24 protein-coding genes and 2 pseudogenes are annotated in these 18,884 nt (G+C 57.0%); 20 read left to right on the top strand and 6 right to left on the bottom strand.

The annotated features are described in order from the left end of the window. Positions 1 to 47: 47 nt before the first annotated feature. From ELB75_RS04540 to ELB75_RS04550, 3 genes are all read right to left on the bottom strand, one after another. Positions 48 to 614: a hypothetical protein gene (locus ELB75_RS04540; protein ID WP_126982904.1), complete on the bottom strand. Its 567-nt coding sequence runs from the start codon at positions 612 to 614 to the stop codon at positions 48 to 50. Positions 615 to 779: 165 nt separating this feature from the next. Further along, positions 780 to 1,724: a class I SAM-dependent methyltransferase gene (locus ELB75_RS04545; RefSeq protein WP_126982905.1), complete on the bottom strand. Its 945-nt coding sequence runs from the start codon at positions 1,722 to 1,724 to the stop codon at positions 780 to 782. Between the two features lie 34 nt (positions 1,725 to 1,758). Continuing rightward, positions 1,759 to 2,250 carry a hypothetical protein gene (locus tag ELB75_RS04550; RefSeq protein WP_126982906.1) on the bottom strand — a complete coding sequence of 164 codons (492 nt, stop codon included), beginning with the start codon at positions 2,248 to 2,250 and terminating at the stop codon, positions 1,759 to 1,761. Here ELB75_RS04550 and ELB75_RS04555 point away from each other — a divergent pair. Together ELB75_RS04555 and ELB75_RS12455 are read left to right on the top strand one after the other, a co-directional pair. Further along, positions 2,221 to 3,516, top strand: a complete 1,296-nt coding sequence (locus ELB75_RS04555; protein ID WP_126982907.1) for a DEAD/DEAH box helicase — start codon at positions 2,221 to 2,223, stop codon at positions 3,514 to 3,516. The two genes, ELB75_RS04550 and ELB75_RS04555, sit on opposite strands and share 30 nt — an antisense overlap. Positions 3,517 to 3,922: 406 nt before the next feature. Further along, positions 3,923 to 4,081 (top strand): hypothetical protein, encoded by a 159-nt coding sequence (locus tag ELB75_RS12455; RefSeq protein ID WP_164726806.1) that lies wholly within the window; start codon positions 3,923 to 3,925, stop codon positions 4,079 to 4,081. Here the strand turns inward: ELB75_RS12455 and ELB75_RS13205 are convergent. Next, a pseudogene (locus tag ELB75_RS13205) lies at positions 4,082 to 4,191 on the bottom strand (IS5/IS1182 family transposase); the annotation flags it as partial. Positions 4,192 to 4,214: 23 nt separating this feature from the next. Here ELB75_RS13205 and ELB75_RS04565 point away from each other — a divergent pair. From ELB75_RS04565 to ELB75_RS12465, 11 genes are all read left to right on the top strand, one after another. After that, the gene (locus ELB75_RS04565) at positions 4,215 to 5,192 is read left to right on the top strand and encodes a pseudouridine synthase (protein ID WP_126982909.1); all 978 of its coding nucleotides are present in this window, start codon (positions 4,215 to 4,217) and stop codon (positions 5,190 to 5,192) included. Positions 5,193 to 5,259: 67 nt separating this feature from the next. Continuing rightward, the gene (gene recO / locus ELB75_RS04570) at positions 5,260 to 6,000 is read left to right on the top strand and encodes a DNA repair protein RecO (protein WP_126982910.1); all 741 of its coding nucleotides are present in this window, start codon (positions 5,260 to 5,262) and stop codon (positions 5,998 to 6,000) included. Between the two features lie 41 nt (positions 6,001 to 6,041). Next, positions 6,042 to 7,271 carry a DUF711 family protein gene (locus tag ELB75_RS04575; RefSeq protein ID WP_126982911.1) on the top strand — a complete coding sequence of 410 codons (1,230 nt, stop codon included), beginning with the start codon at positions 6,042 to 6,044 and terminating at the stop codon, positions 7,269 to 7,271. A 97-nt stretch (positions 7,272 to 7,368) separates the two neighbouring features. Continuing rightward, on the top strand, positions 7,369 to 8,100 hold the full coding sequence (pdxJ, locus tag ELB75_RS04580) for a pyridoxine 5'-phosphate synthase (RefSeq protein ID WP_126982912.1): 732 nt from the start codon (positions 7,369 to 7,371) through the stop codon (positions 8,098 to 8,100). 182 nt (positions 8,101 to 8,282) lie between these two features. Next, a complete protein-coding gene (locus tag ELB75_RS13015; RefSeq protein ID WP_126982913.1) occupies positions 8,283 to 8,684 on the top strand; it encodes a type IV pilin protein in 402 nt (133 codons plus the stop codon). Between the two features lie 75 nt (positions 8,685 to 8,759). Then, positions 8,760 to 9,230, top strand: a complete 471-nt coding sequence (locus ELB75_RS04590) for a type IV pilin protein (protein WP_126982914.1) — start codon at positions 8,760 to 8,762, stop codon at positions 9,228 to 9,230. A 28-nt stretch (positions 9,231 to 9,258) separates the two neighbouring features. Continuing rightward, positions 9,259 to 9,579: a hypothetical protein gene (locus tag ELB75_RS04595; protein WP_126982915.1), complete on the top strand. Its 321-nt coding sequence runs from the start codon at positions 9,259 to 9,261 to the stop codon at positions 9,577 to 9,579. Between the two features lie 59 nt (positions 9,580 to 9,638). Then, entirely contained in the window at positions 9,639 to 10,412 is a 774-nt protein-coding gene (locus tag ELB75_RS04600) for an exodeoxyribonuclease III (protein ID WP_126982916.1), read from the top strand. 205 nt (positions 10,413 to 10,617) lie between these two features. Then, entirely contained in the window at positions 10,618 to 10,974 is a 357-nt protein-coding gene (locus ELB75_RS04605; protein WP_067440574.1) for a hypothetical protein, read from the top strand. A gap of 5 nt (positions 10,975 to 10,979) precedes the next feature. Further along, positions 10,980 to 11,423: a YgfX family protein gene (locus ELB75_RS12460; RefSeq protein ID WP_164726808.1), complete on the top strand. Its 444-nt coding sequence runs from the start codon at positions 10,980 to 10,982 to the stop codon at positions 11,421 to 11,423. 61 nt (positions 11,424 to 11,484) lie between these two features. Then, the gene (locus ELB75_RS12465) at positions 11,485 to 11,889 is read left to right on the top strand and encodes a DUF302 domain-containing protein (RefSeq protein ID WP_164726809.1); all 405 of its coding nucleotides are present in this window, start codon (positions 11,485 to 11,487) and stop codon (positions 11,887 to 11,889) included. Positions 11,890 to 12,055: 166 nt separating this feature from the next. On the opposite strand, the gene ELB75_RS13020 is transcribed toward ELB75_RS12465, so the two are convergent. After that, entirely contained in the window at positions 12,056 to 12,181 is a 126-nt protein-coding gene (locus ELB75_RS13020; protein WP_277600830.1) for a hypothetical protein, read from the bottom strand. 60 nt (positions 12,182 to 12,241) lie between these two features. Between ELB75_RS13020 and folC the strand changes: the two genes are divergently transcribed. The 5 genes from folC to ELB75_RS04635 all read left to right on the top strand — a co-directional run bounded on the left by folC (position 12,242) and on the right by ELB75_RS04635 (position 17,660). Further along, entirely contained in the window at positions 12,242 to 13,549 is a 1,308-nt protein-coding gene (gene folC / locus ELB75_RS04615; RefSeq protein WP_126982918.1) for a bifunctional tetrahydrofolate synthase/dihydrofolate synthase, read from the top strand. A gap of 6 nt (positions 13,550 to 13,555) precedes the next feature. Further along, a complete protein-coding gene (locus ELB75_RS04620; RefSeq protein WP_126982919.1) occupies positions 13,556 to 14,647 on the top strand; it encodes an SPOR domain-containing protein in 1,092 nt (363 codons plus the stop codon). Continuing rightward, the gene (locus ELB75_RS04625; RefSeq protein ID WP_126982920.1) at positions 14,647 to 15,153 is read left to right on the top strand and encodes a CvpA family protein; all 507 of its coding nucleotides are present in this window, start codon (positions 14,647 to 14,649) and stop codon (positions 15,151 to 15,153) included. The genes ELB75_RS04620 and ELB75_RS04625 overlap by 1 nt, the downstream gene beginning before the upstream one ends. A gap of 4 nt (positions 15,154 to 15,157) precedes the next feature. Then, on the top strand, positions 15,158 to 16,681 hold the full coding sequence (gene purF, locus ELB75_RS04630; RefSeq protein ID WP_126982921.1) for an amidophosphoribosyltransferase: 1,524 nt from the start codon (positions 15,158 to 15,160) through the stop codon (positions 16,679 to 16,681). 226 nt (positions 16,682 to 16,907) lie between these two features. Then, the gene (locus tag ELB75_RS04635; protein ID WP_126982922.1) at positions 16,908 to 17,660 is read left to right on the top strand and encodes an alpha/beta fold hydrolase; all 753 of its coding nucleotides are present in this window, start codon (positions 16,908 to 16,910) and stop codon (positions 17,658 to 17,660) included. Here the strand turns inward: ELB75_RS04635 and ELB75_RS12635 are convergent. After that, a pseudogene (locus ELB75_RS12635) lies at positions 17,654 to 17,778 on the bottom strand (IS5/IS1182 family transposase); the annotation flags it as partial. The gene ELB75_RS04635 and the pseudogene ELB75_RS12635 sit on opposite strands and share 7 nt — an antisense overlap. A gap of 58 nt (positions 17,779 to 17,836) precedes the next feature. Here ELB75_RS12635 and ELB75_RS04640 point away from each other — a divergent pair. Beyond that, positions 17,837 to 18,202, top strand: a complete 366-nt coding sequence (locus ELB75_RS04640) for a hypothetical protein (RefSeq protein ID WP_126982923.1) — start codon at positions 17,837 to 17,839, stop codon at positions 18,200 to 18,202. A gap of 203 nt (positions 18,203 to 18,405) precedes the next feature. Next, positions 18,406 to 18,855 carry a hypothetical protein gene (locus ELB75_RS04645; protein ID WP_126982924.1) on the top strand — a complete coding sequence of 150 codons (450 nt, stop codon included), beginning with the start codon at positions 18,406 to 18,408 and terminating at the stop codon, positions 18,853 to 18,855. Positions 18,856 to 18,884 lie beyond the last annotated feature (29 nt).

Genomic DNA, 18,884 nt, shown 5'->3' on the forward strand with positions numbered 1-18,884 from the left:
AAGGCTACCTGAAAATCGATTGTAGATTTTCAGGTAGCCTTTACCCATTAAGGCCGCCGCTTGATTTTATGCAATACCATGCCGATAACGATGGCGCAGAGCAGCAGGCCGAAGACTGCGGGTAGGATAACGGCGTAGCCTGCCGCCCGGCCGTAACGGATGCTCCACAGGATTTTGCCTGCGGCGGCTGCGGCTAGGCAGAACAGCCCGAGGCGCGGTTTGCGCTGCCAGAAGGCGGCGGCAATCAGCATCAGGCTCAGAGCAACCATGCCCGATGCCAAGACTTTGGCCGTATTCCAGCCGCCGAGCAGGAAGTTTTGCTCCATGGCCAAGAACTGCCGGATACGTTCGTTTGGATAGTCGGGCGGGGGAAACCAAAACATACTGCTGAGCAGCAGCAACAAGGTAGCCCAAATACCGGCGTGGCTGCGGCGGTAGGCTGCGAGGCAGAAGGGGATGAGGAACAACGGGCGGATGTACCAGCTCAGGGGGTTATGATGCCGGGCGAATGCCCAATGGAAAAAACGGCTGTCGGCAAAAAAAGCGGCAATCAGGGCGGCGCTGAGCAGGGCGAATAGGATGGCGGCTGCGCGATCGATGGCGGATTGGTTCATAGGGGACGTTTAATATATAGTGGATTAACAAAAATCAGGACAAGGCGGCGAGCCGCAGACAGTACACACGTTACGGCAAGGCGAGACAACGCTGTACTGGTTTTTGTTAATCCACTATAAAAGGCTACCTGAAAACGGTTTGGATGCTTTCAGGTAGCCTTTGCTTTAGCGGTGTTTGATTGTCCAGCAGCGGTGGATTTTGCGGTTGCGGAAGTCTTCGGGTACGGATTGGCGGCTGATTTCGGCCACGGCATGGCGTTCGGCCACGGCAGGTTCGAGCTCGAAGCTGCGCAGGTTGTTGGAGAAATAAAGCGTGCCGCCGGGCTCGAGCAGCTGCATGGCTTCGCGGATGAGGCGGGGGTGGTCGCGTTGGATGTCGAGGATATCGAGCATTTTTTTGCTGTTGGAAAAGCTGGGCGGGTCCATCACGATGAGGTCGAAGCGTTTGCCTTCGGCAGCGGCGTTTTGCAGGTATTGGAATACGTCGGCGCGGATGATGCGGTGCTGCTCGGGGTTGATTCGGTTGAGCTCGAAGTTGCGCCGCGCCCAATCGAGATAGGTGTTGGACAAATCTACGGTTTCGCTGCCGGTAGCACCGCCGGTGGCGGCATATACGCTGAAGCTGCCGGTGTAGGAAAAGAGGTTGAGGAAGCGTTTGCCTCGGGCTTCGCTGCCCACGAGGGCGCGGGTGTTGCGGTGGTCGAGGAAGAGGCCGGTGTCGAGGTATTTGTTGAGGTTTACCCAGAAGGCGCGGCCGTTTTCGTGCACGATAAAATCTTCGCCGCTGCGGCCGGTTTTTTCGTATTGGCTGCTGCCGCGCTGGCGGCTGCGCTGTTTGAGGTGGATGTGTTCGGCGGGAAAGCCGGTGATGAATTGCACGGCTTCCACCACTTCGGCCAGCCAGGCTTCGTATTCGGCGTGCTGCATAATCCAGCCGGTGTCGTATTCCTGCAGGTGGGCGTGGTTGGCGTAGATGTCGATGGCGAAGGGGTATTGCGGGATGTCGCGGTCGTAGAGCCGCCAGGCTTCGATGTTTTGCCGGCGCGCCCATTTGATGAGGTGTTTGGCGTTTTTGCCCAGCCGGTTGGCAAAGGCGGTGATTTCGCTCATGTGAGGCTACCTGAAAAGTGGAAAAGGAATGCGGCTATTTTACGGTTAATTGCCCCATCGCTCCAAACGGGCCACTGTGGCTTTCAGGTAGCCTTTTCGGCAGATAGGTGTCAATCCAAAGATTTTGCTTGACCGAACTCGGATAAACGCCTAAGATGCCGCCTCTTTTTTGTTCGAAGCCATCGTCTTCAGCCCCCGCAGTTTTACAGCTGCGTCTGTTTGCCGCATTTTGCGTGCAATCCTTCTCTGCTTCGCAGGTTGTCGCCGATGCCATTCCAAGCGTTTTGCTTGCGACAATCTTTTGCGTAACCCCTCCGGCGGTTGCCTTCACTTTCTTTACTGCGTTAGCCCGTCTTGCCGTACTGCCTGTACTGTTTGCGGCCTGTCCTAGTATGGAAAGCGAATGAGTCCCGCCTCTTTCTGTTAGCGCATCCTTTTGCTTCGCGGCTGCCCGTTTTGTGCGGGCGGAAAGTATTGTTGTCCTTTTGGGAAACACATGACCATCCAATTCAGCGACCTGCTGCACGATAAAAACCTGCTCGCCGCCCTGCGTTCTGCCGGCTACATCGAGCCCACCCCCATCCAAACCCAAGCCCTGCCCGCCGCCATTGAAGGCCGCGATATCATGGCTTCGGCGCAAACCGGCTCCGGCAAAACCGCCGCTTTCCTGCTGCCCAGCCTGCAACGCATCACCCGCCGCAGCGACAAGCCCGGCAAAGGCCCGCGTATCCTCGTGCTCACGCCAACGCGCGAGTTGGCGGCGCAGGTGGAAAAAAACGCCAAAATCTACGCCCAAAACATGAAATGGCTGCGCACCGTCACCCTGGTGGGCGGCTCGTCTTTCGGTTTTCAAATCAAAGCGCTGGCCAAACCGATTGATTTGGTGGTGGCCACGCCCGGCCGCCTGATGGACCATATGCGCAGCGGCCGCATCGATTTCGACCGCCTCGAAGTGTTGGTGCTCGACGAAGCCGACCGCATGCTGGATATGGGCTTTATCGACGACATCGAAACCATCGTGGCCGCTACGCCCGAAAGCCGCCAAACCCTGCTCTTTTCCGCCACTTGGGACGGTGCCGTAGGTAAACTCGCCCGCCGGCTCACTAAAAATCCCGAAGTGATTGAAATCGAGCGTGAAGACAACCAGGGCAAAATCGACGAGCAGCTCTTTTACTGTGACGACAAAAACCATAAAAACCGCCTGCTCGACCATATTTTGCGCGATGCCAATATCGACCAGTGCATCATCTTCACCAGCACCAAAGCCATGAGCGAACAGCTGGCCGACGAACTTTATGAAAAAGGCTTCGCCGCCAACTGCCTGCACGGCGACATGCCGCAAAACTGGCGCAACCGCACGCTGATGGATTTGCGCAAAGGGCGTATCAAAGTGCTGGTGGCCACCGATGTGGCCGCGCGCGGTATCGACGTGCCCAGCATCACCCATGTGATCAACTACGACCTGCCCAAACAGGCCGAAGACTACGTGCACCGCATCGGTCGTACCGGCCGCGCCGGCCGCCACGGCCTCGCCCTCACTTTTGCCGAAGTGAACGAATACGTGGCGGTGCACAAAATCGAAAAATACCTCGGCCGCAAGCTGCCCGAGTTCACCGTCGAAGGCATGGAGCCCACCCGCAAGCGCAGCAAAGCCCCGCGCAAGGCCAAAGGCGGCGGCTGGAAACAAAAAGGCGGCAGCAAGCCCAACGGCAGCGGCAAACCCTTCGGCCGCCCCGCCGGCAACCCGCGCAGCAAAGCCCGCAAACCGGCCGCCCAAGGCCGTCGCGCCTGATATGGCTGAACAATTTCCCCCTGCTGGGCGAACCGACGCAGTAGGGGGAAATAAGCATTTGAGTTATGGCCGGTTTGTAGAAGCTGGCTGTAAATAATAAAGGCTACCTGAAACTTGGGAAGCGGCATGAAAAATTGTCGTATGGTTTCAGGTAGCCTTTAGTTTGGCTTGAGCGATTTGCTTGGCTTGTTTGTTCGGCTTACAGTAAGATAATTGGCTGTTTGAGTGTGCGAGAACGCTTCCCCTGTGCATGAACACTGTGTCGGGGGGAAACGTCTAAAGCCAAACTCAAAAATGCTGCTTCCCAAGCAGATTGCAAAACAGCCAATCTACGGCACATTGTGCCGTAAACGTAAACCGCAGCTAAAACATCTCATTTCATGGGATGGTCTGATTTCTATTTTGAATGACGATACTGTTTGGGCTACCTGAAAAACAGATGGCGTTGCTGATGTTTGCTTTGCCGCAGCCCTATTGTTTTAACTTTATTGAGGCTTCGTTTTCAGGTAGCCTGTTCCATCATTTTCCCCAACCCTGCCGCTTCGTGCCGCAGAAGAACCGTTGATAAATATAGTGAATTAAATTTAAACCAGTACAGCGTTGGTTCGCCTTGCCGTAACGTGTGTACTGTCTGCGGCTCGCCGCCTTGTCCTGATTTAAATTTAATCCACTATATCACGGATTAGGAGTGTAACTATATGAAAAACCAACGCGATTCCAATAAACGCAATCCGCGCCGCGCTGATGAAAAAGTTTCAGCCAGCCCTAAGCGCCAGCAGCGGCCTGAAGCGGAGAAAGCGCCGAAAACCCGCGTGGCACGGGCAAAAAAGCTGGCGGTGCGCCCGGGCAACCAAAAAGTGCAGAGCCAAGTGCGCCGTTTGCAGGAACAGCGTTCCGATTTGAGCGGCATCGAGCCGGTGCGCCTGCAAAAGGCGCTGGCCGCTTCGGGCGTGGGTTCGCGCCGCGAGATGGAGGAGTGGATTCAGAACGGTTGGGTAACGGTAAACGGCAAGGTGGCGCAGCTGGGCGACAAGGTGCAGCCGGAAGACCAGGTGTTGGTGAAAGGCAGCGTCATTAAGCTGAAATGGCCTGATCGATTGCCGCGTATCATCTTGTATTACAAGCAGGAAGGCGAGATTGTGTCGCGCGACGACCCGCAGGGGCGCGTGAGCATTTTCGACCGCTTGCCGCAGGTGGCGAGCAGCCGTTGGGTAGCCATCGGCCGCTTGGACATCAATACCAGCGGCCTGCTGATTCTCACCACTTCCGGCGAATTGGCCAACCGTTTTGCCCACCCGAGCTTCGAAGTGGAGCGTGAATACGCGGTGCGCGTATTGGGCGAGCTGGGCATGGACGAGATGCGCCTGCTTACCAGCGAGGGCGTGATGCTGGAAGACGGCCTGGCGCGGGTGGAACGCATCCACAGCCAGGGCGGGGAAGGCGTGAACAAATGGTATAATGTGGTGCTAAAAGAGGGGCGCAACCGCGAAGTGCGCCGCATTTTCGAGCATTTCGGCCTTACGGTGAGCCGCCTGGTGCGAACCGGCTTCGGGCCGATTGGTTTGCCCAACCGCTTGAAGCGTGGGCAGTTTTATGAGCTGAACGCGGCGGAAGTGGCTTCAGTGATGAAATGGGCGGATTTGCCGCTGCCGGATAGCCGCCGTCGGCATGGCTGATGGATGTTGCCAACTAAAGGCTACCTGAAAAATAAACAGCCGCTTTCCCATTGTTCTTTAACGAGTTATGAAGCAGCCCAACCGCATCGATTCCCAGCCGGCGTTTTTGCTGTCGGCCACGCCGTGGCGCGAAACCAGCCTGCTGGCGGAGCTGTTTAGCCGCGATTACGGGCGGGTGGCGGTGGTGGCGCGCAGCGCGCGCAAACGGCAGAGCGAATTGCGCGGTGTGTTGGTGCCGTTTGTGCCGGTTCAGGTAGCCTGGTATGGCAAGGAAGAGTTGAAAACGCTGCACCGAGCCGAATGGTTGGGCGGCTGGCCGCAGCCGCAGGGCAGGGCACTGCTGAGCGGGCTGTATGTGAATGAATTGGTGCAGAAACTCACTGTCCGGGAAGACCCGCAGCCCGCGTTGTATGAGGCTTTGCGGCAGGTGATGCGCACTTTGTGCACCGAGCCGAACCACGCCGCCGTGCTGCGCCGTTTTGAGTGGACATTGCTCACGCTGGCAGGCTATGCGCCGGACTTGCAGAAAGACAGCGCGGGCTGCCCGGTGGAAGCCGATCGGCAATACTGGCTGCGGCCGGAACATGCGGTGCTGCCGTTGGAGCAGCGGCATAGCCTGACGCCGGCAGAAGTGCAGCCTGGCGTGGCGGTAGACGGTGATGTGTTGATTCAGCTGCAAAACGGTGAATTTACCGATACCGCCGCTTTGCAGCAGGCACGCCGGATTACCCGCCTGCTGCTGGATTTTCGCCTGCCGGAAGGGATTAAATCGCGTCAGGTGTTGCAGCAGATACAGGCTTTCAGGTAGCCTTTATCCTCCAATCACATCATGCTTTGAGGAAAAACGAAGTGGATTTACACAACACAGAACTTTGCCGCGTGCGGGCGATTACCGCGTTTATCAGTTTGAATAAAAATAGTAATTTATGGGCTGGCGTGCTGGTGGAAGCCAAACGCCAATGCGACCGCTTGGCCGAGTCGTTTGCCCGGGCGGGCTATACCGTGCAGTCGGTACGGCTGGTGTCAAACCCATTCGGCGAATATTTGGATACCGAAAACGTGCAAACGGCCAAGCAGGGTTTGGCCCGTATCCAGCAGATTTTGCAGGAATTGAATCACGGAAAGGCAATGCGTATCCGTTTTGCTGTTGGCGAGGCGGTGGGTGCGCACGAAATCGCCCTGCTGCCGGAGTTGATTCGCGATTACGGCGATTTGTGCAATGCCTGTGTGAATGTGGGCATGGATGAGAATGGTTTTTTAGACAGGCAAACCATTGAGTTGTGCGTGGCGACTATGCAGGAAATCGGCCGCATTACGCCGCGCGGCGAGGGCAATTTCAATTTCACGGTAAACTTCAATTGCCGGCCGCTGATTCCGTATTTCCCCGCCGGCTACCACCGCGCAGAGCAGGGCAACTGTATTGTGTTGGGCTTGGAAACGCCGGATTTGCTGGCCGCCGCCTTACGTGGATTAAATAATCAGCCGGCAGAGCATGCCAAATATTTTCAGGTAGCCTATTCGGCCATGCGCGAGGCGCTGCAATACCACATCGAGCGTGTGCAGCAATGTGTGGCCGACACGCCTTTGGATGCAGGTTGGGCTTATGCCGGCATGGATACTTCGGCGGCGCCGTCAAAGAATTGTACTTCAATGGTGGAACTGTATCGGCTGATGCGCGTGCCGTATTTCGGCGCAGCCGGTACGGTGGAAGTATCCGCACTGCTTACCCGTGTGTTCAAGTCGCTGGAGCGGGTGCAGGCCGTGGGTTTTTCCGGCCTGATGCTGGCGGTAACCGAAGACGAAGGTTTGGCCGAGGCCACCCGCAGGAAACAGTTCGATATCCGCGCCCTGCTCACTTACAGCAGCGTATGCGGTATCGGTTTGGATACCGTGCCGATTGCCGGCAGCACTCCGGCGGAGAAAATTGCCGACATCATGTGCGACACCGGCACCATGGCCTTACGCCTGAACAAGCCGCTCACTGTACGCCTGTTCCCCGTTCCAGGATTGGAGGCAGGCGAGATTACGGCATTTGAGAGCGATGATTTGTGTAATTGCGCGGTATTGGCAATACCTTAGGACGGCTTCGTGCAGATGGCACGCCGGTTGCTTAGTTACCTTTGCGGCGTGAGTCATGAAGCTAAATTGCAAAATTCGATACCCGAAAGGAAAGAAGATGCTGTTGGGCGTTAATATCGACCACGTTGCCACTTTGCGTAATGCGCGCGGTACGCGCTATCCCAGCCCGTTGGAAGCAGCTTTGGTTGCCGAAACCCACGGCGCGGATTTGATTACTTTGCATTTGCGCGAAGATCGCCGCCATATCAAAGATGCAGATGTGTTCGCCATCAAACAGGCAATCCGCACCCGCATGAATTTGGAAATGGCGCTGACGGCAGAAATGCTGGATAACGCCTTACAGGTGCAGCCGGAAGATGTGTGCATCGTGCCGGAAAAACGGCAGGAGGTCACCACCGAAGGCGGCTTGGATGTGCTGGCGCAACAGCAGACAGTAGCGGAGTTTACGCAGCAATTAAATGCTGCCGGCATCCGCGTTTCGTTGTTTATCGATGCGGATGAGCAACAAATTAAGGCTGCTCGTGATGTGGGCGCGCAAGCCATTGAGCTGCATACCGGCGCGTATGCCGATGCAACTTCTCATACCGTTCGGCAAAACGAATTGTTACGTTTGGAAGAAGCGGCATATTTTGCTTCGGAATTGGGTTTGGTGGTCAATGCCGGGCATGGTTTGGCGATTCACAACGTAGCACCGGTGGCACGGATTTTGCCGATTCGCGAGCTGAATATCGGCCATGCGCTCATTGCGCAAGCCGTGTTTTTGGGCTTGCCGGAAGCGATACGGCAAATGAAGGAAGAGATTTATCGGGCTCGGAGTCAGCCGGATTAGAGTTTTAAATGGAGCAGCTATTGAAAAGTAGGGGGAAAAGGAGTTTGCTGGTAATTTGTTTTCATATGACCCCTGCCTTCAGGTGATTTATTTAATTGTGGAGTGAGTAACTAATAGCTAGTTTGTTTAGTTGGATTTGAAAGAACATATAGTGTTGTCGGGAGGATGGGGTAAAAGGGAAAATGATGAATGATAAATTAAAGATGCAAGGTTTTACATTGATGGAGTTAATGATAATTGTGACAATAGTGGCGATTTTGGCTGTTATTGCCTATCCCAGTTATGACACATTTACACGTAGGTCACGGATGGAGCAGGCAAAGGCCAGTATTATGTCTACCGCCAGAGATATGGAGCGACTCTATACGCAACAACGGAGTTTTATTGGTGCTCCTAAACCGGCGGATACTGAATTTTTTACTATTAATTTTGCCACAAACAGTCCGACTGCCAACAGTTACGAGATTGTTGCCAAGCCAAACAGCAGGAATAATAGCGAGCCTAAGGCTATTTACTATAGCAGCATTGCTGGTACATTCAGTCGTTGCGATAAAGCCAGTATGGATAACTGCGAACAATTTTAATATTTCAATTCTATTCACTTTATTTACAAAGCCGTTTATACTGTCCACTCCGTTACTTCACTAAGGAGTGGCAGCATGAACGGCTTATCTGTTTCCACCCAACACGGTTTCACACTGATGGAGCTGATGATTATTATTGCTGTGGTGGCGATTTTGGCGGCTATTGCGTATCCTTCATACCAATCGTTTGTGCGCAAATCTCGTTTGGAAGAGGCCAATGCTGCTTTATTGGAAAATAGCCGGGCAATGGAGCGTTTTTATGCGCGAAACCGCACGTTTAAAGCCACTTCCACCACTTGGCCGGCATTGGCGGTTAGCCAAACGCAGCATTTCTGTATTAAATTCCAAGGCAATGCGCGCGGGGTGTTGGGAGATAAATATACAATTAAAGCCGTGGCTTTTGATGTGAATAAAGAGCCACGGGTTTTGTTGATTAACCAAGACCAAACGGTACGGATTTGCCAAAGCAGCCGTAGCCGTTGCGACAATAAAGAAGTGTTTTCCGGCGGTAATAATATCGACCAAGAATGCGAATTATTGCATTAGTTTTTATTTAATTAAAATTCAAATTTTGATGAGCATTACTCTTTTATTGCAACAAAAAATTCAGAATGTCGATTACGCACGCATGATTCAAAGCAATATTGCTCCTTTCAGCCCGGCAGAAACCGATCTGCTGGCTGAAATTTTGAGTGGCTACGAATTTGATGTGGTGCAGCAGCAGGCGCTGGTGCAGGCGGTGATGCAGCAGTCCCGTTTCGATCCGGATGCCTTCCACCAAGAGTTTGACGATGAAGACGTAACCGGCATCTGCCCGCATTGCATCAACCCGCCTATGCCGCCGTTGCGTGATTATTTGGTGTGGCGTCAAACGCTGGCTAAACAGGCTACCTGAACATTTCAGGTAGCCTGCTTCCCTGTATAATCAAGCAATAACTTTATTTGGAAATACCCATGCGCATTATTTCTGCCAACGTAAACGGCATCCGTTCTGCCTATAAAAAAGGCTTCTATGAATACCTGGCCGCAAGCGGCGCCGATATCGTCTGTGTTCAGGAGCTCAAGGCTCAAGAAGCCGATTTGGATGACAGCATGAAAGCCCCGCACGGTATGCACGGCGTTTGGCATTATGCTGAAAAGCGCGGCTATTCCGGCGTGGCGCTGTATAGCAAACGCGAGCCGGACCGCGTGCAAACCGGCATGGGTATTGCCGAATTCGATGCCGAAGGCCGCTTTGTGCAGGCTGATTTTGGCAATTTGTCGGTGATTTCGCTCTACTTGCCGTCCGGCAGCAGTTCGGAAGAACGCCAGCAGGTGAAGTTCCGCTTCTTGGAAGCTTTCTACCCGATGTTGCGCGAGCTGCAAACCCAAGGCCGCGACATCGTGATCTGCGGCGATTGGAATATTGCGCACCAAAACATCGACTTAAAAAACTGGAAAGGCAATCTGAAAAACTCCGGTTTCTTGCCTGAAGAGCGCGAGTGGATCGGCAAAGTGATTGCCGAACTGGGCTGGGTGGATATTTGGCGCACGCTCTATCCCGAAACGCCCGGCTACACCTGGTGGAGCCAGCGCGGCCAGGCCTATGCCAAAGACGTGGGCTGGCGCATCGACTACCAAATGGCCACGCCCGCCCTGGCCGGGCGCGCCCGCTCCGCCCATGTTTATAAGCAGGAGAAATTCTCCGATCACGCCCCGCTGGTGGTGGATTACGATTATCCGCTGTAGCGGATGCCGACCGTTTCGGTTTCTCAGAAGGCCGACACTTCAGAAAATCTGTTTCAGGTAGCCTGTATCTTGCCCCGCAGGCTGCCTGAAAAGCCGATTGCCTCCATTAAATATTTGATATTTGTGAACTATACGTTTTCAGGTAGCCTGTAGTTTTTGTTGAAAAGGCTACCTGAAACTGCGAAAACCAACCCAAGGAAACACCATGTATTTTGTAGACCGTAGCGCCGTGGTGGTGAAGCCCACCGAAGCTTTCCTCGCCTGGCTCAAAAGCACCGGCGACGACCTGCCCGACCTCACCCTTGCCCAAATCCGCAGCAACTGCAGCGTGTATCTGTTGGCGCAGGCCGATACGCCCGAAGAGAGCGCCGGCCTGTTTGGCGAACGCTGGCGTGAGGTATTCAGTGGCGAAATTGCTTCGTGGGAAGTGCCGCAGGAGCAATGGCCGGAGCTTACGCCCGAGCTGTTTACCCGCTTTTTCGATCTCGAATTCCACGACATGGTGCTGGACACGGATGACGACGATATCCGCGTCAGCCCCGTGGTGGACAACATGATGTAGCCGCCGTGCAACCTTTTCAGGTAGCCTTCCGGCCTTCACGGCTGCAACACCTGCTGCAGTTGGCCGCATGGGCGTGGCTGGCCGTTATCTGGCTGCTGTATTTCTCCGGTTGGCTGCGCCTGATCGGCCTCGCGCTTACCGCCCCTGCCGCTTGGTATGCCCTGCGCCGGCCGTTGCCAATCGGCAGCCTCACAGTGGGCAGCGGCGGCGGGGCCGTGCTGTTCTTGCAGCTGCAGCAAATTGCCGTGGCGGCCACCCTGCGCGGCGGCGTGGTGTTGCCGTGGTTGCAACTCTTGCACTGGCAAACCGACGGCGGCCGGCAGATTTACCAAGCTGTGTGGCCGGATTCCGCCGATGCCGAAGGATTGCGCCGCCTGCGGGTGTGGGCGCGTTGGGGGCAGGCGCGGAAGAAACGGAGCAAACCGTTGGATAGGCAGGATTCCAGCTAACAACAGCCGTGCCAACGCGGCATATTTTATTGGCTTTTCATTGCATACAGGACTCAACCCTATGATCAATCCCAACCACCTTATCCTACCCAGCCGCTTGGGTTTTGCCGAAACGCTGGCCGTGTTGAAACAGGCTTTTGCCGCCAAGCAGATTACCCTGTTTGCCGAAATCCCGCATTCCGCGCTGGCCGCCGAACACGGCCTACCGCTGGCGCCCGCCAGCCTGCTGATTGTCGGCCACCCGGCCAAAGGCACGCCGCTGATGCAGGCCGATTTGCTGCTGGCCGCCGAGCTGCCGCTAAAAGTGTTGGTGTACGAGCAAAACGGCCGCGTGCAGGTGCTGTACCGCCGCGTGTTGCCGCTGGTGGCGGGTCGCGGTTTGGGCGAAGCGGAAACTGCCGCTGCGCAAATCGATGCCGCCACGGGCGCGCTGATTGCTGCCGCGCTGGATGGCGTGCCGGGCTGAATTCCGCTGGAGTATAATGCTGCGCCAAAAGGCTACCTGAAAAGGTTTAACCGTTTTCAGGTAGCCTTCATCAGTTATAGTGAATTAACAAAAACCAGTACGGCGTTGTCTCGCCTTGCCGTAACGTGTGTACTGTCTGCGGCTCGCCGCCTTGTCCTGATTTTTGTTAATCCACTATAAAGCAGGCTACCTGAAAACGCCGCTCGAAATGCGGCCAGCAAGCGCTTGGCACAATCATGTGACCGACACCATCATTTTCAGGTAGCCTTTGCCAAGCCGGCCGTATCGGCATACAGGCTACCTGAAAGCCCGTTTGGCATGTTCAGGTAACCCATCAAACAAGGTTGAACACATGAAAACACTCTCCCAATGGCTCGCCCACCTCGAAACCACCTACACCGGCGGCACTGCTCACAGCCACGGCAGCATTGATTTGGGCTTGGAGCGCGTGCGCGCGGTGAAAGAGCGGATGGGTTTGCAGCCGCAATGCCCTGTGATCGTGGTGGCCGGCACCAACGGCAAAGGCTCGGTGTGCGCCTTTTTGGAAAGCATCTACCGCGCCGCCGGGTTCAAAACCGGCATGCTCACCAGCCCGCACATTCTGCGCTATAACGAGCGCATTTGCGTGAACGGCCAGCCCGCTGCCGACGAAACCATTGCCGCCTCTTTCGAGCGCATTGAAGCCGCCCGCGGCGATACCGCACTCACTTATTTCGAATTCAACACCTTGGCCGCCGTGGATATTTTCCAGCGCGCCGAAGCCGATGTGATGATTCTGGAAGTCGGGCTCGGCGGCCGGCTGGATGCGGTGAATATTTTTGACGGCGACGTATCGGTGGTAACGTCGGTGGATTTGGACCACCAAGCCTTTTTGGGCGACACGGTGGAGCAGGTGGCCTTCGAAAAAGCGGGCGTGTTCCGCACGGGCAAACCCGCGATCTGCGCCCAAAACCCGCCGCCCGAATCGCTGCGCCGACACGCCGAAGCCATCGGCGCCGACCTCTTGCTGGCCGGTCGCGATTTCGGCTTCAGCAAGCTGGAGCAGCAGCAATGGTCGTTTCACTTTCATCCCGAGCACAGCCGCCTGTTTTCAGGTAGCCGCAACCGCAACGCGTTACCTTTTCCCGCCCTGCGCGGCGGCTACCAGCTGGGCAACGCCGCCTGCGCGCTGGCGGTGCTCGAATGCCTGAATGCGCGGCTGCCGGTGGATATCGGCGCCATCAAACGCGGGCTGTTGCTGGTGAGCCATCCCGGCCGTTTCCAGGTGTTGCCCGGCCGCCCGCTCACCATATTGGATGTCGGCCACAATCCGCACGCCGCCCGTGCCTTGCGCCGCAGCCTGATGGCGCTGCCGTTTGCCGAAAAACGGCTGGCGGTGTTCAGCATGTTGGCCGACAAAGATATCGACGCTGTGGTTTCCCTGCTGCAAGACCAGTTCGACGAATGGCTGGTTGCCCCGCTGCCGCTGCCGCGCGGCCTCTCGGCGGAAGCATTGCAGCAGCATCTGGAAGCGGCGGGAGCGGCCAATGTTCGCCTGTTTGCCAGCGTGGGCGAGGCCTATCGCACTGCCTTATCGGAGGCTGGGGAAAATGATAGAATTGTCGTATTTGGTTCGTTTCACACGGTGGCCGAAGTGATGGGCGCACCGCAACAGGAATAAGGAATTATGCCCCCCCAGTCCAACCCGAATTGGCGCCATCTGGAAGAATACGAGCAGATTAAGCGCAAAAACCGCCGCCGCTTGGTGGGTGCGCTGCTGCTCACCACGGTGGTGGCGCTGCTGCTGGCCAAAGTGATGGGCAGCAGCAAAAATACTGCCGCGCCGGGCGAAATCACCGTGAGCGGCGGCAGCGAAACCGCCGCTTCCATGGCGGTGGAAACCCATCCGCTGCCCGAGCCGGTGGCCGAAGTGCCAACCGGTGCCGACACTGCGGTGGAAATGCAGCCGCAGCCTGTGTCGGCGCCGGTTGTTGAGCCGGAAGCCGTGGTTGTGGAACCTGCTCCGCCTGCGTCGCAGCCCGTACAACCAGCCAAGCCGGTGGAGGCGCGCACCACGGTGTTGCCCAATCCGCTGGCCAACTCCGGCAATGCGGCTAATCCGCCGCCGAGCCGCTCGGCTGCACCGCCGGTGCGAGTGGAAAGCAAGCCTGCGCCACAGCCGCGTGTAGAAGCCAAGCCGGTGCCTGCTGAGCCGCGCGCGCAACAGGCGGAAAACAATAAACCGGCGGCCCAGCCGCAGGCCAAACCTGCCGTGCCGGAAACCCCGCGCCGCGCCGAGGGCGTGAAACCGCAAACGCCTGCCTCACAGCCGAATGAGCGCCGTGCCGAAAGCAAACCGGCCGAACCGAAGCCGACCGAACATAAACCAGCAGAGCGCCGCCGCCCAGCCGAACGCCCAGCTGAACGTCGGCAGGAACGTAAGCCAAACGGCAACCGCCTCTCGCCGGAAGATATTTTGAATAACCGCGCTGCCAACCATGTGGCCGGCAACGGCAAAGCGGCCGACAATCAAGCTGCCCAGACGGAGCGGCGCATGGTGATTCAGGTGGGTGCTTACACCACCGAAGAGCAGGCACGCGCCGTGCAAAAACGGCTGGCCGATGCGGGCGTGAGCGCCTATGTGGCGCCGCCGGCCAACAAAGGCGGTAACGCGCTCTACCGCGTGCGCACCGGTTCATATCCCAACCGCCAGGCCGCCGGCCAGGCAATGGGCAAAATTAAATCGCAGGGGCTGGACGGCATCCTGCTGGAGCGCTGATGACTTTGTTTGACTATCTTGCGCTGCTGGTGATTGCGGCGTTTACCCTGATTTCGCTGTTTCGCGGCGTGGTGGCCGAATTGGTGGGCTTGGTTTCTTGGCTGGGCTCGCTGCTGGCGGCCAAGCTGCTTGCTCCATTGGTGGGCGACTGGCTTTCAGGTAGCCTCAAGCCGCATGCGCTGGCGGTGGTGGCAGCGTTTATCGGCGTGTTTCTGCTGGCGCGGCTGCTGTTCCGCCTGCTGCAAACCGTGCTTACCTCTTCCGCCGGCGCGTTGGGGCTGGGCGGGGCAAACCGCCTGCTCGGCGGCGTGTTCGGTGCGGTGAAGGGGGTGCTGGCGGTAACGCTGGCAGTGCTGGCCTACGCGTTTACCGATTTGCCGAAGAGCGAGGAATGGCGGCATTCGCAAACCGCATTTGTTTTCGAGGGCTTGGCCCAATTGGCCGTGCCGTATCTGCCGCCGTTTATGGCGGATCGTGTCGACTACCGGCAAGCGCCGGGGGAGTGAGTTTATGTGTGGCGTATTGGGCATGGTGGCCTTCGAGCCGGTGAATCAGTTGCTGTATGACGGCTTGCAGGTGTTGCAGCACCGCGGGCAGGATGCGGCGGGCATCGTCACCGCCGAGGGCGAGATGTTTCATATGCACAAAGATACCGGCATGGTGCGCGATGTGTTCCGCACGCGCGATATGCGCAACCTGGTGGGCAACGCCGGCATCGCCCATGTGCGCTATCCCACCGCCGGCAACGCGGGCAGCAGCGCCGAGGCGCAGCCCTTTTATGTGAATTCGCCCTTCGGCATCGTGCTGGCGCACAACGGCAACCTCACCAACACCGATGAGCTCAATGCCAACCTGTGCCGCCGCCACCTGCGCCATATCAACACCGGCTCCGATTCCGAAGTGCTGCTCAACGTATTGGCCAGCGAGTTGCAGCACGTAATCGGCAGCCGCAGCAAGCTGGAAGTGGCCGATGTGTTTGACGCCGTGGCCGCGCTCAACCGCCAAGTGCGCGGCGCATACGGCGTGGTGGCGCTGATTGCCGGCTACGGCATGCTCGCCTTCCGCGACCCGCACGGCATCCGCCCGCTGGTGTTGGGCAAGCACACCGACGAAGCGGGGCGCACCGCCTATATGGTGTCTTCCGAATCCATCGTTTTCCCCGGCCTGGGCTATGAATTGGTGCGCGATATTGCGCCGGGCGAAGCTGTGTTTATCGGCTTTAACGGCGAGTTCCACAGCCGCCAATGCGCCGAAGCGCCGCGCCTTTTGCCCTGCCTGTTTGAATACGTGTATTTTGCCCGCCCCGATTCCGTGATGAACGGCGTATCGGTGTACCAAGCGCGGCTCGATATGGGCGTAACCCTGGCTGAAAAAGTGAAACGCAGCCTGAAGGCAGACGAAATCGACGTGGTGATGCCCATCCCCGATACCAGCCGCCCCAGCGCCTTGCAGCTGGCCATGCACCTAGGCAAACCCTACCGCGAAGGCCTCATCAAAAACCGCTACATCGGCCGCACCTTCATCATGCCCGGCCAAGCCACGCGCAAAAAATCCGTGCGCCAGAAGCTCAACCCCATCGACAGCGAATTTGCCGGCAAATCCGTGCTGCTGGTGGACGACTCCATCGTGCGCGGCACCACCAGCCGCGAGATTGTGGAAATGGTGCGCGCCGCCGGGGCGCGGAAAGTGTATTTCGCCTCCGCCGCCCCCGAAGTGCGCTACCCCAATGTGTACGGCATCGACATGCCCACCCGCGCCGAATTGATTGCCAACGGCCGCAGCGCCGAGCAAATTGCCGCCGAAATTTCTGCCGACGGCGTGGTGTTCCAAGATTTGGACGACTTGGAAAACGTGGTGCGCGCGCTCAACCCCGCCATCGAAGGCTTCGACAGCTCCTGCTTCAACGGCTGCTACGCCACCGGCGACATCGACGAAGGCTACCTGAAACGCCTTTCCGATCGCCCAAAAGGCAGCAGCACAGCCCCTGCCGGACAGATGGAACACAGCATCCGAGTGGATTCGCCACGAGAATAGCAAATGGCGGAAGCCGGCTTTCGAGGCCGGCTTCTTTGGTTTGGCGGGGTAGGGCGGTTTCAGGTAGCCCCAACTGTGAAAAGGCTACCTGAAAACCGGCCCGCGTGTAGTTTGCCGCCCCGACAGGCTACCTGAAAACCATGAACCTTTCGCGCAGAAACCTGCTCACGCTGGCCGCAGCAATATTGACGGTTTCCGCCTGCGACAAGCCGGACAAGGAACTTCCATGCAATCCAAATTCATCAAATACCAAGGCGCGACGCTGCACTACCAAATCGGCGGCACGGAAACCGCCCCCGTTATCGTGCTGCTGCACGGCGGTTTTGGCTCGATTGCCGACTTTGCCCCGCTGTTGCCGCGTTTACAGCAACACTACCGCGTGATTGCGACAGATACGCGCGGACACGGACGCTCCACGCTCGGCACAGCCGCGCTGACCTATGCCCAAGCCGCCGAAGATGCACGCCAAATCCTGCGGCATGAAGGCGTGGAAAAATACAGCCTATTCGGGTTCAGCGATGGCGGAATAACCGCCTACCGATTGGGCGCGGCAGACAAAAATATTGAGAAAATCATCACCGTGGGCGCGGAATGGCACAAAAAACACTTGGACGGCATGCGACCCATGTTTGAAACAATCAACCTCGATTTCGTCAAAGAAAACCTGCCCGAACAGCTGGCCGCCTATCAGGCAGCCAACCCCGAGCCTGACGCGGATAAATGGGCGGCAGCCCTAAAAGCCATGTGGCTGGACGAGGGCGCAAGCGGTTATCCCAACGAAAACATCCGCCAAATCCAAGCTCCCGTGCTGGCGATACGCGGTGAGGCCGATTTTCTGCTTGCATTTGACGACTGGGCGGCATTGAAAACCGAACTGCCCGAAGTGCATTTGATGAACGTTCCGTTCGCCGCGCACGAAGCCATTAAAGAACAGCCTGAAATCGTTTGGGCGGCGGTGCGGGCGTTTCAGGTAGCCTGAATACAGATGTATAGTGGACTAAATTTAAACCAGTACAGCGTTGGCTCGCCTTGCCGTACTATTTGTACTGTCTGCGGCTCGCCGCCTTGTCCTGATTTAAATTTAATCCACTATATCTGTGTTCCATGGCTATAAGGCTACCTGAAAATCGAACTCTGAAGGAAAAACACGTTGCCATGAGCAAATGCGAAACCGCGATAAACTGCGCGGCAGGCGGCCTCAGCCTGCTGTGCGTGCTGTGGGTGGCGCTGCATGCCGAGCGCAGCAGTTGGCTGCCGGCCTACCTGCTGGGGCAGGCATATTTCTCCTTCCTGCTGTTCGGCGGTTTGGCGGCGGAGCTGGCAGACGATTTCGCCGGCAAAGCCGCGCCCCGCTACCTGGCCGCCCGCTGCGGCTGCATTGTTTTGTCCGCGCTGCCCGCTGCGGCGCTGTATACCCGGTTGGACAATTGGGGCATGGTGGCGCGGTTTGCCTCCTGCCTGCTGCTGTTTTGCGGGCTGAATATGGTGTGCTACTACGGGCTGCTGAGGATTTTCAGGTAGCCTCTCCGCCCCCTTGGGGCTACCTGAAAAATATCGGCCACGGCAAAATGGGAAATATAGTGGATTAAAATCGCCATGCTACGGCGTTGGCCCGCCTTGACGTACTGCCTGTACGCTTGGCAGCTTGCCGCCTGGTTTAATCCGCTACAGTGTTTGGCCTTCCAGGCGGCCGATGATTTCCCAATAACTTAGGAACCCGACAGATGGATACTGCTTCTCCAACCCCCTCGCCACGCCCTTTGGGTTTGGCCATCCTGTGCCCGCTGCTGATGATTATTGTGATGGGCAATTTGGCCGGTAGTTGGGAGGGATTTGAATGGGAGATGCTTGAAGTGTACAGAATCAGCCCGAGAATCGTATTCATCCATTTCATCTTCAGGATGATTGAACCGTTTGCGGTGTCGTTTGGGATATTGTTATGTGCAGCGGGATTGTGGTATCGCCATAAATGGGCGCGTGTGGTATTTTTGTGCGGAGGCCTGCTGCATTTTGGGTGGCTGGTCTGCAGCCAGTTAATCGTTTGGGTGGAGAGGGACATTTTCGGCTCTACGATTTTCGATAACAGGCCTTTCTTCATTCCATGGCTAGATACTCTGCTTCATCGCCATAGCCCTCTATCTTTACTTACGCGTGCCGAACACCTATTTCCGTGAAACCGCTCCACGCACTATTATCAAAATTC

Source organism: Eikenella corrodens, from assembly GCF_003990355.1.
In the GTDB taxonomy this organism is placed as follows: domain Bacteria; phylum Pseudomonadota; class Gammaproteobacteria; order Burkholderiales; family Neisseriaceae; genus Eikenella; species Eikenella corrodens_B.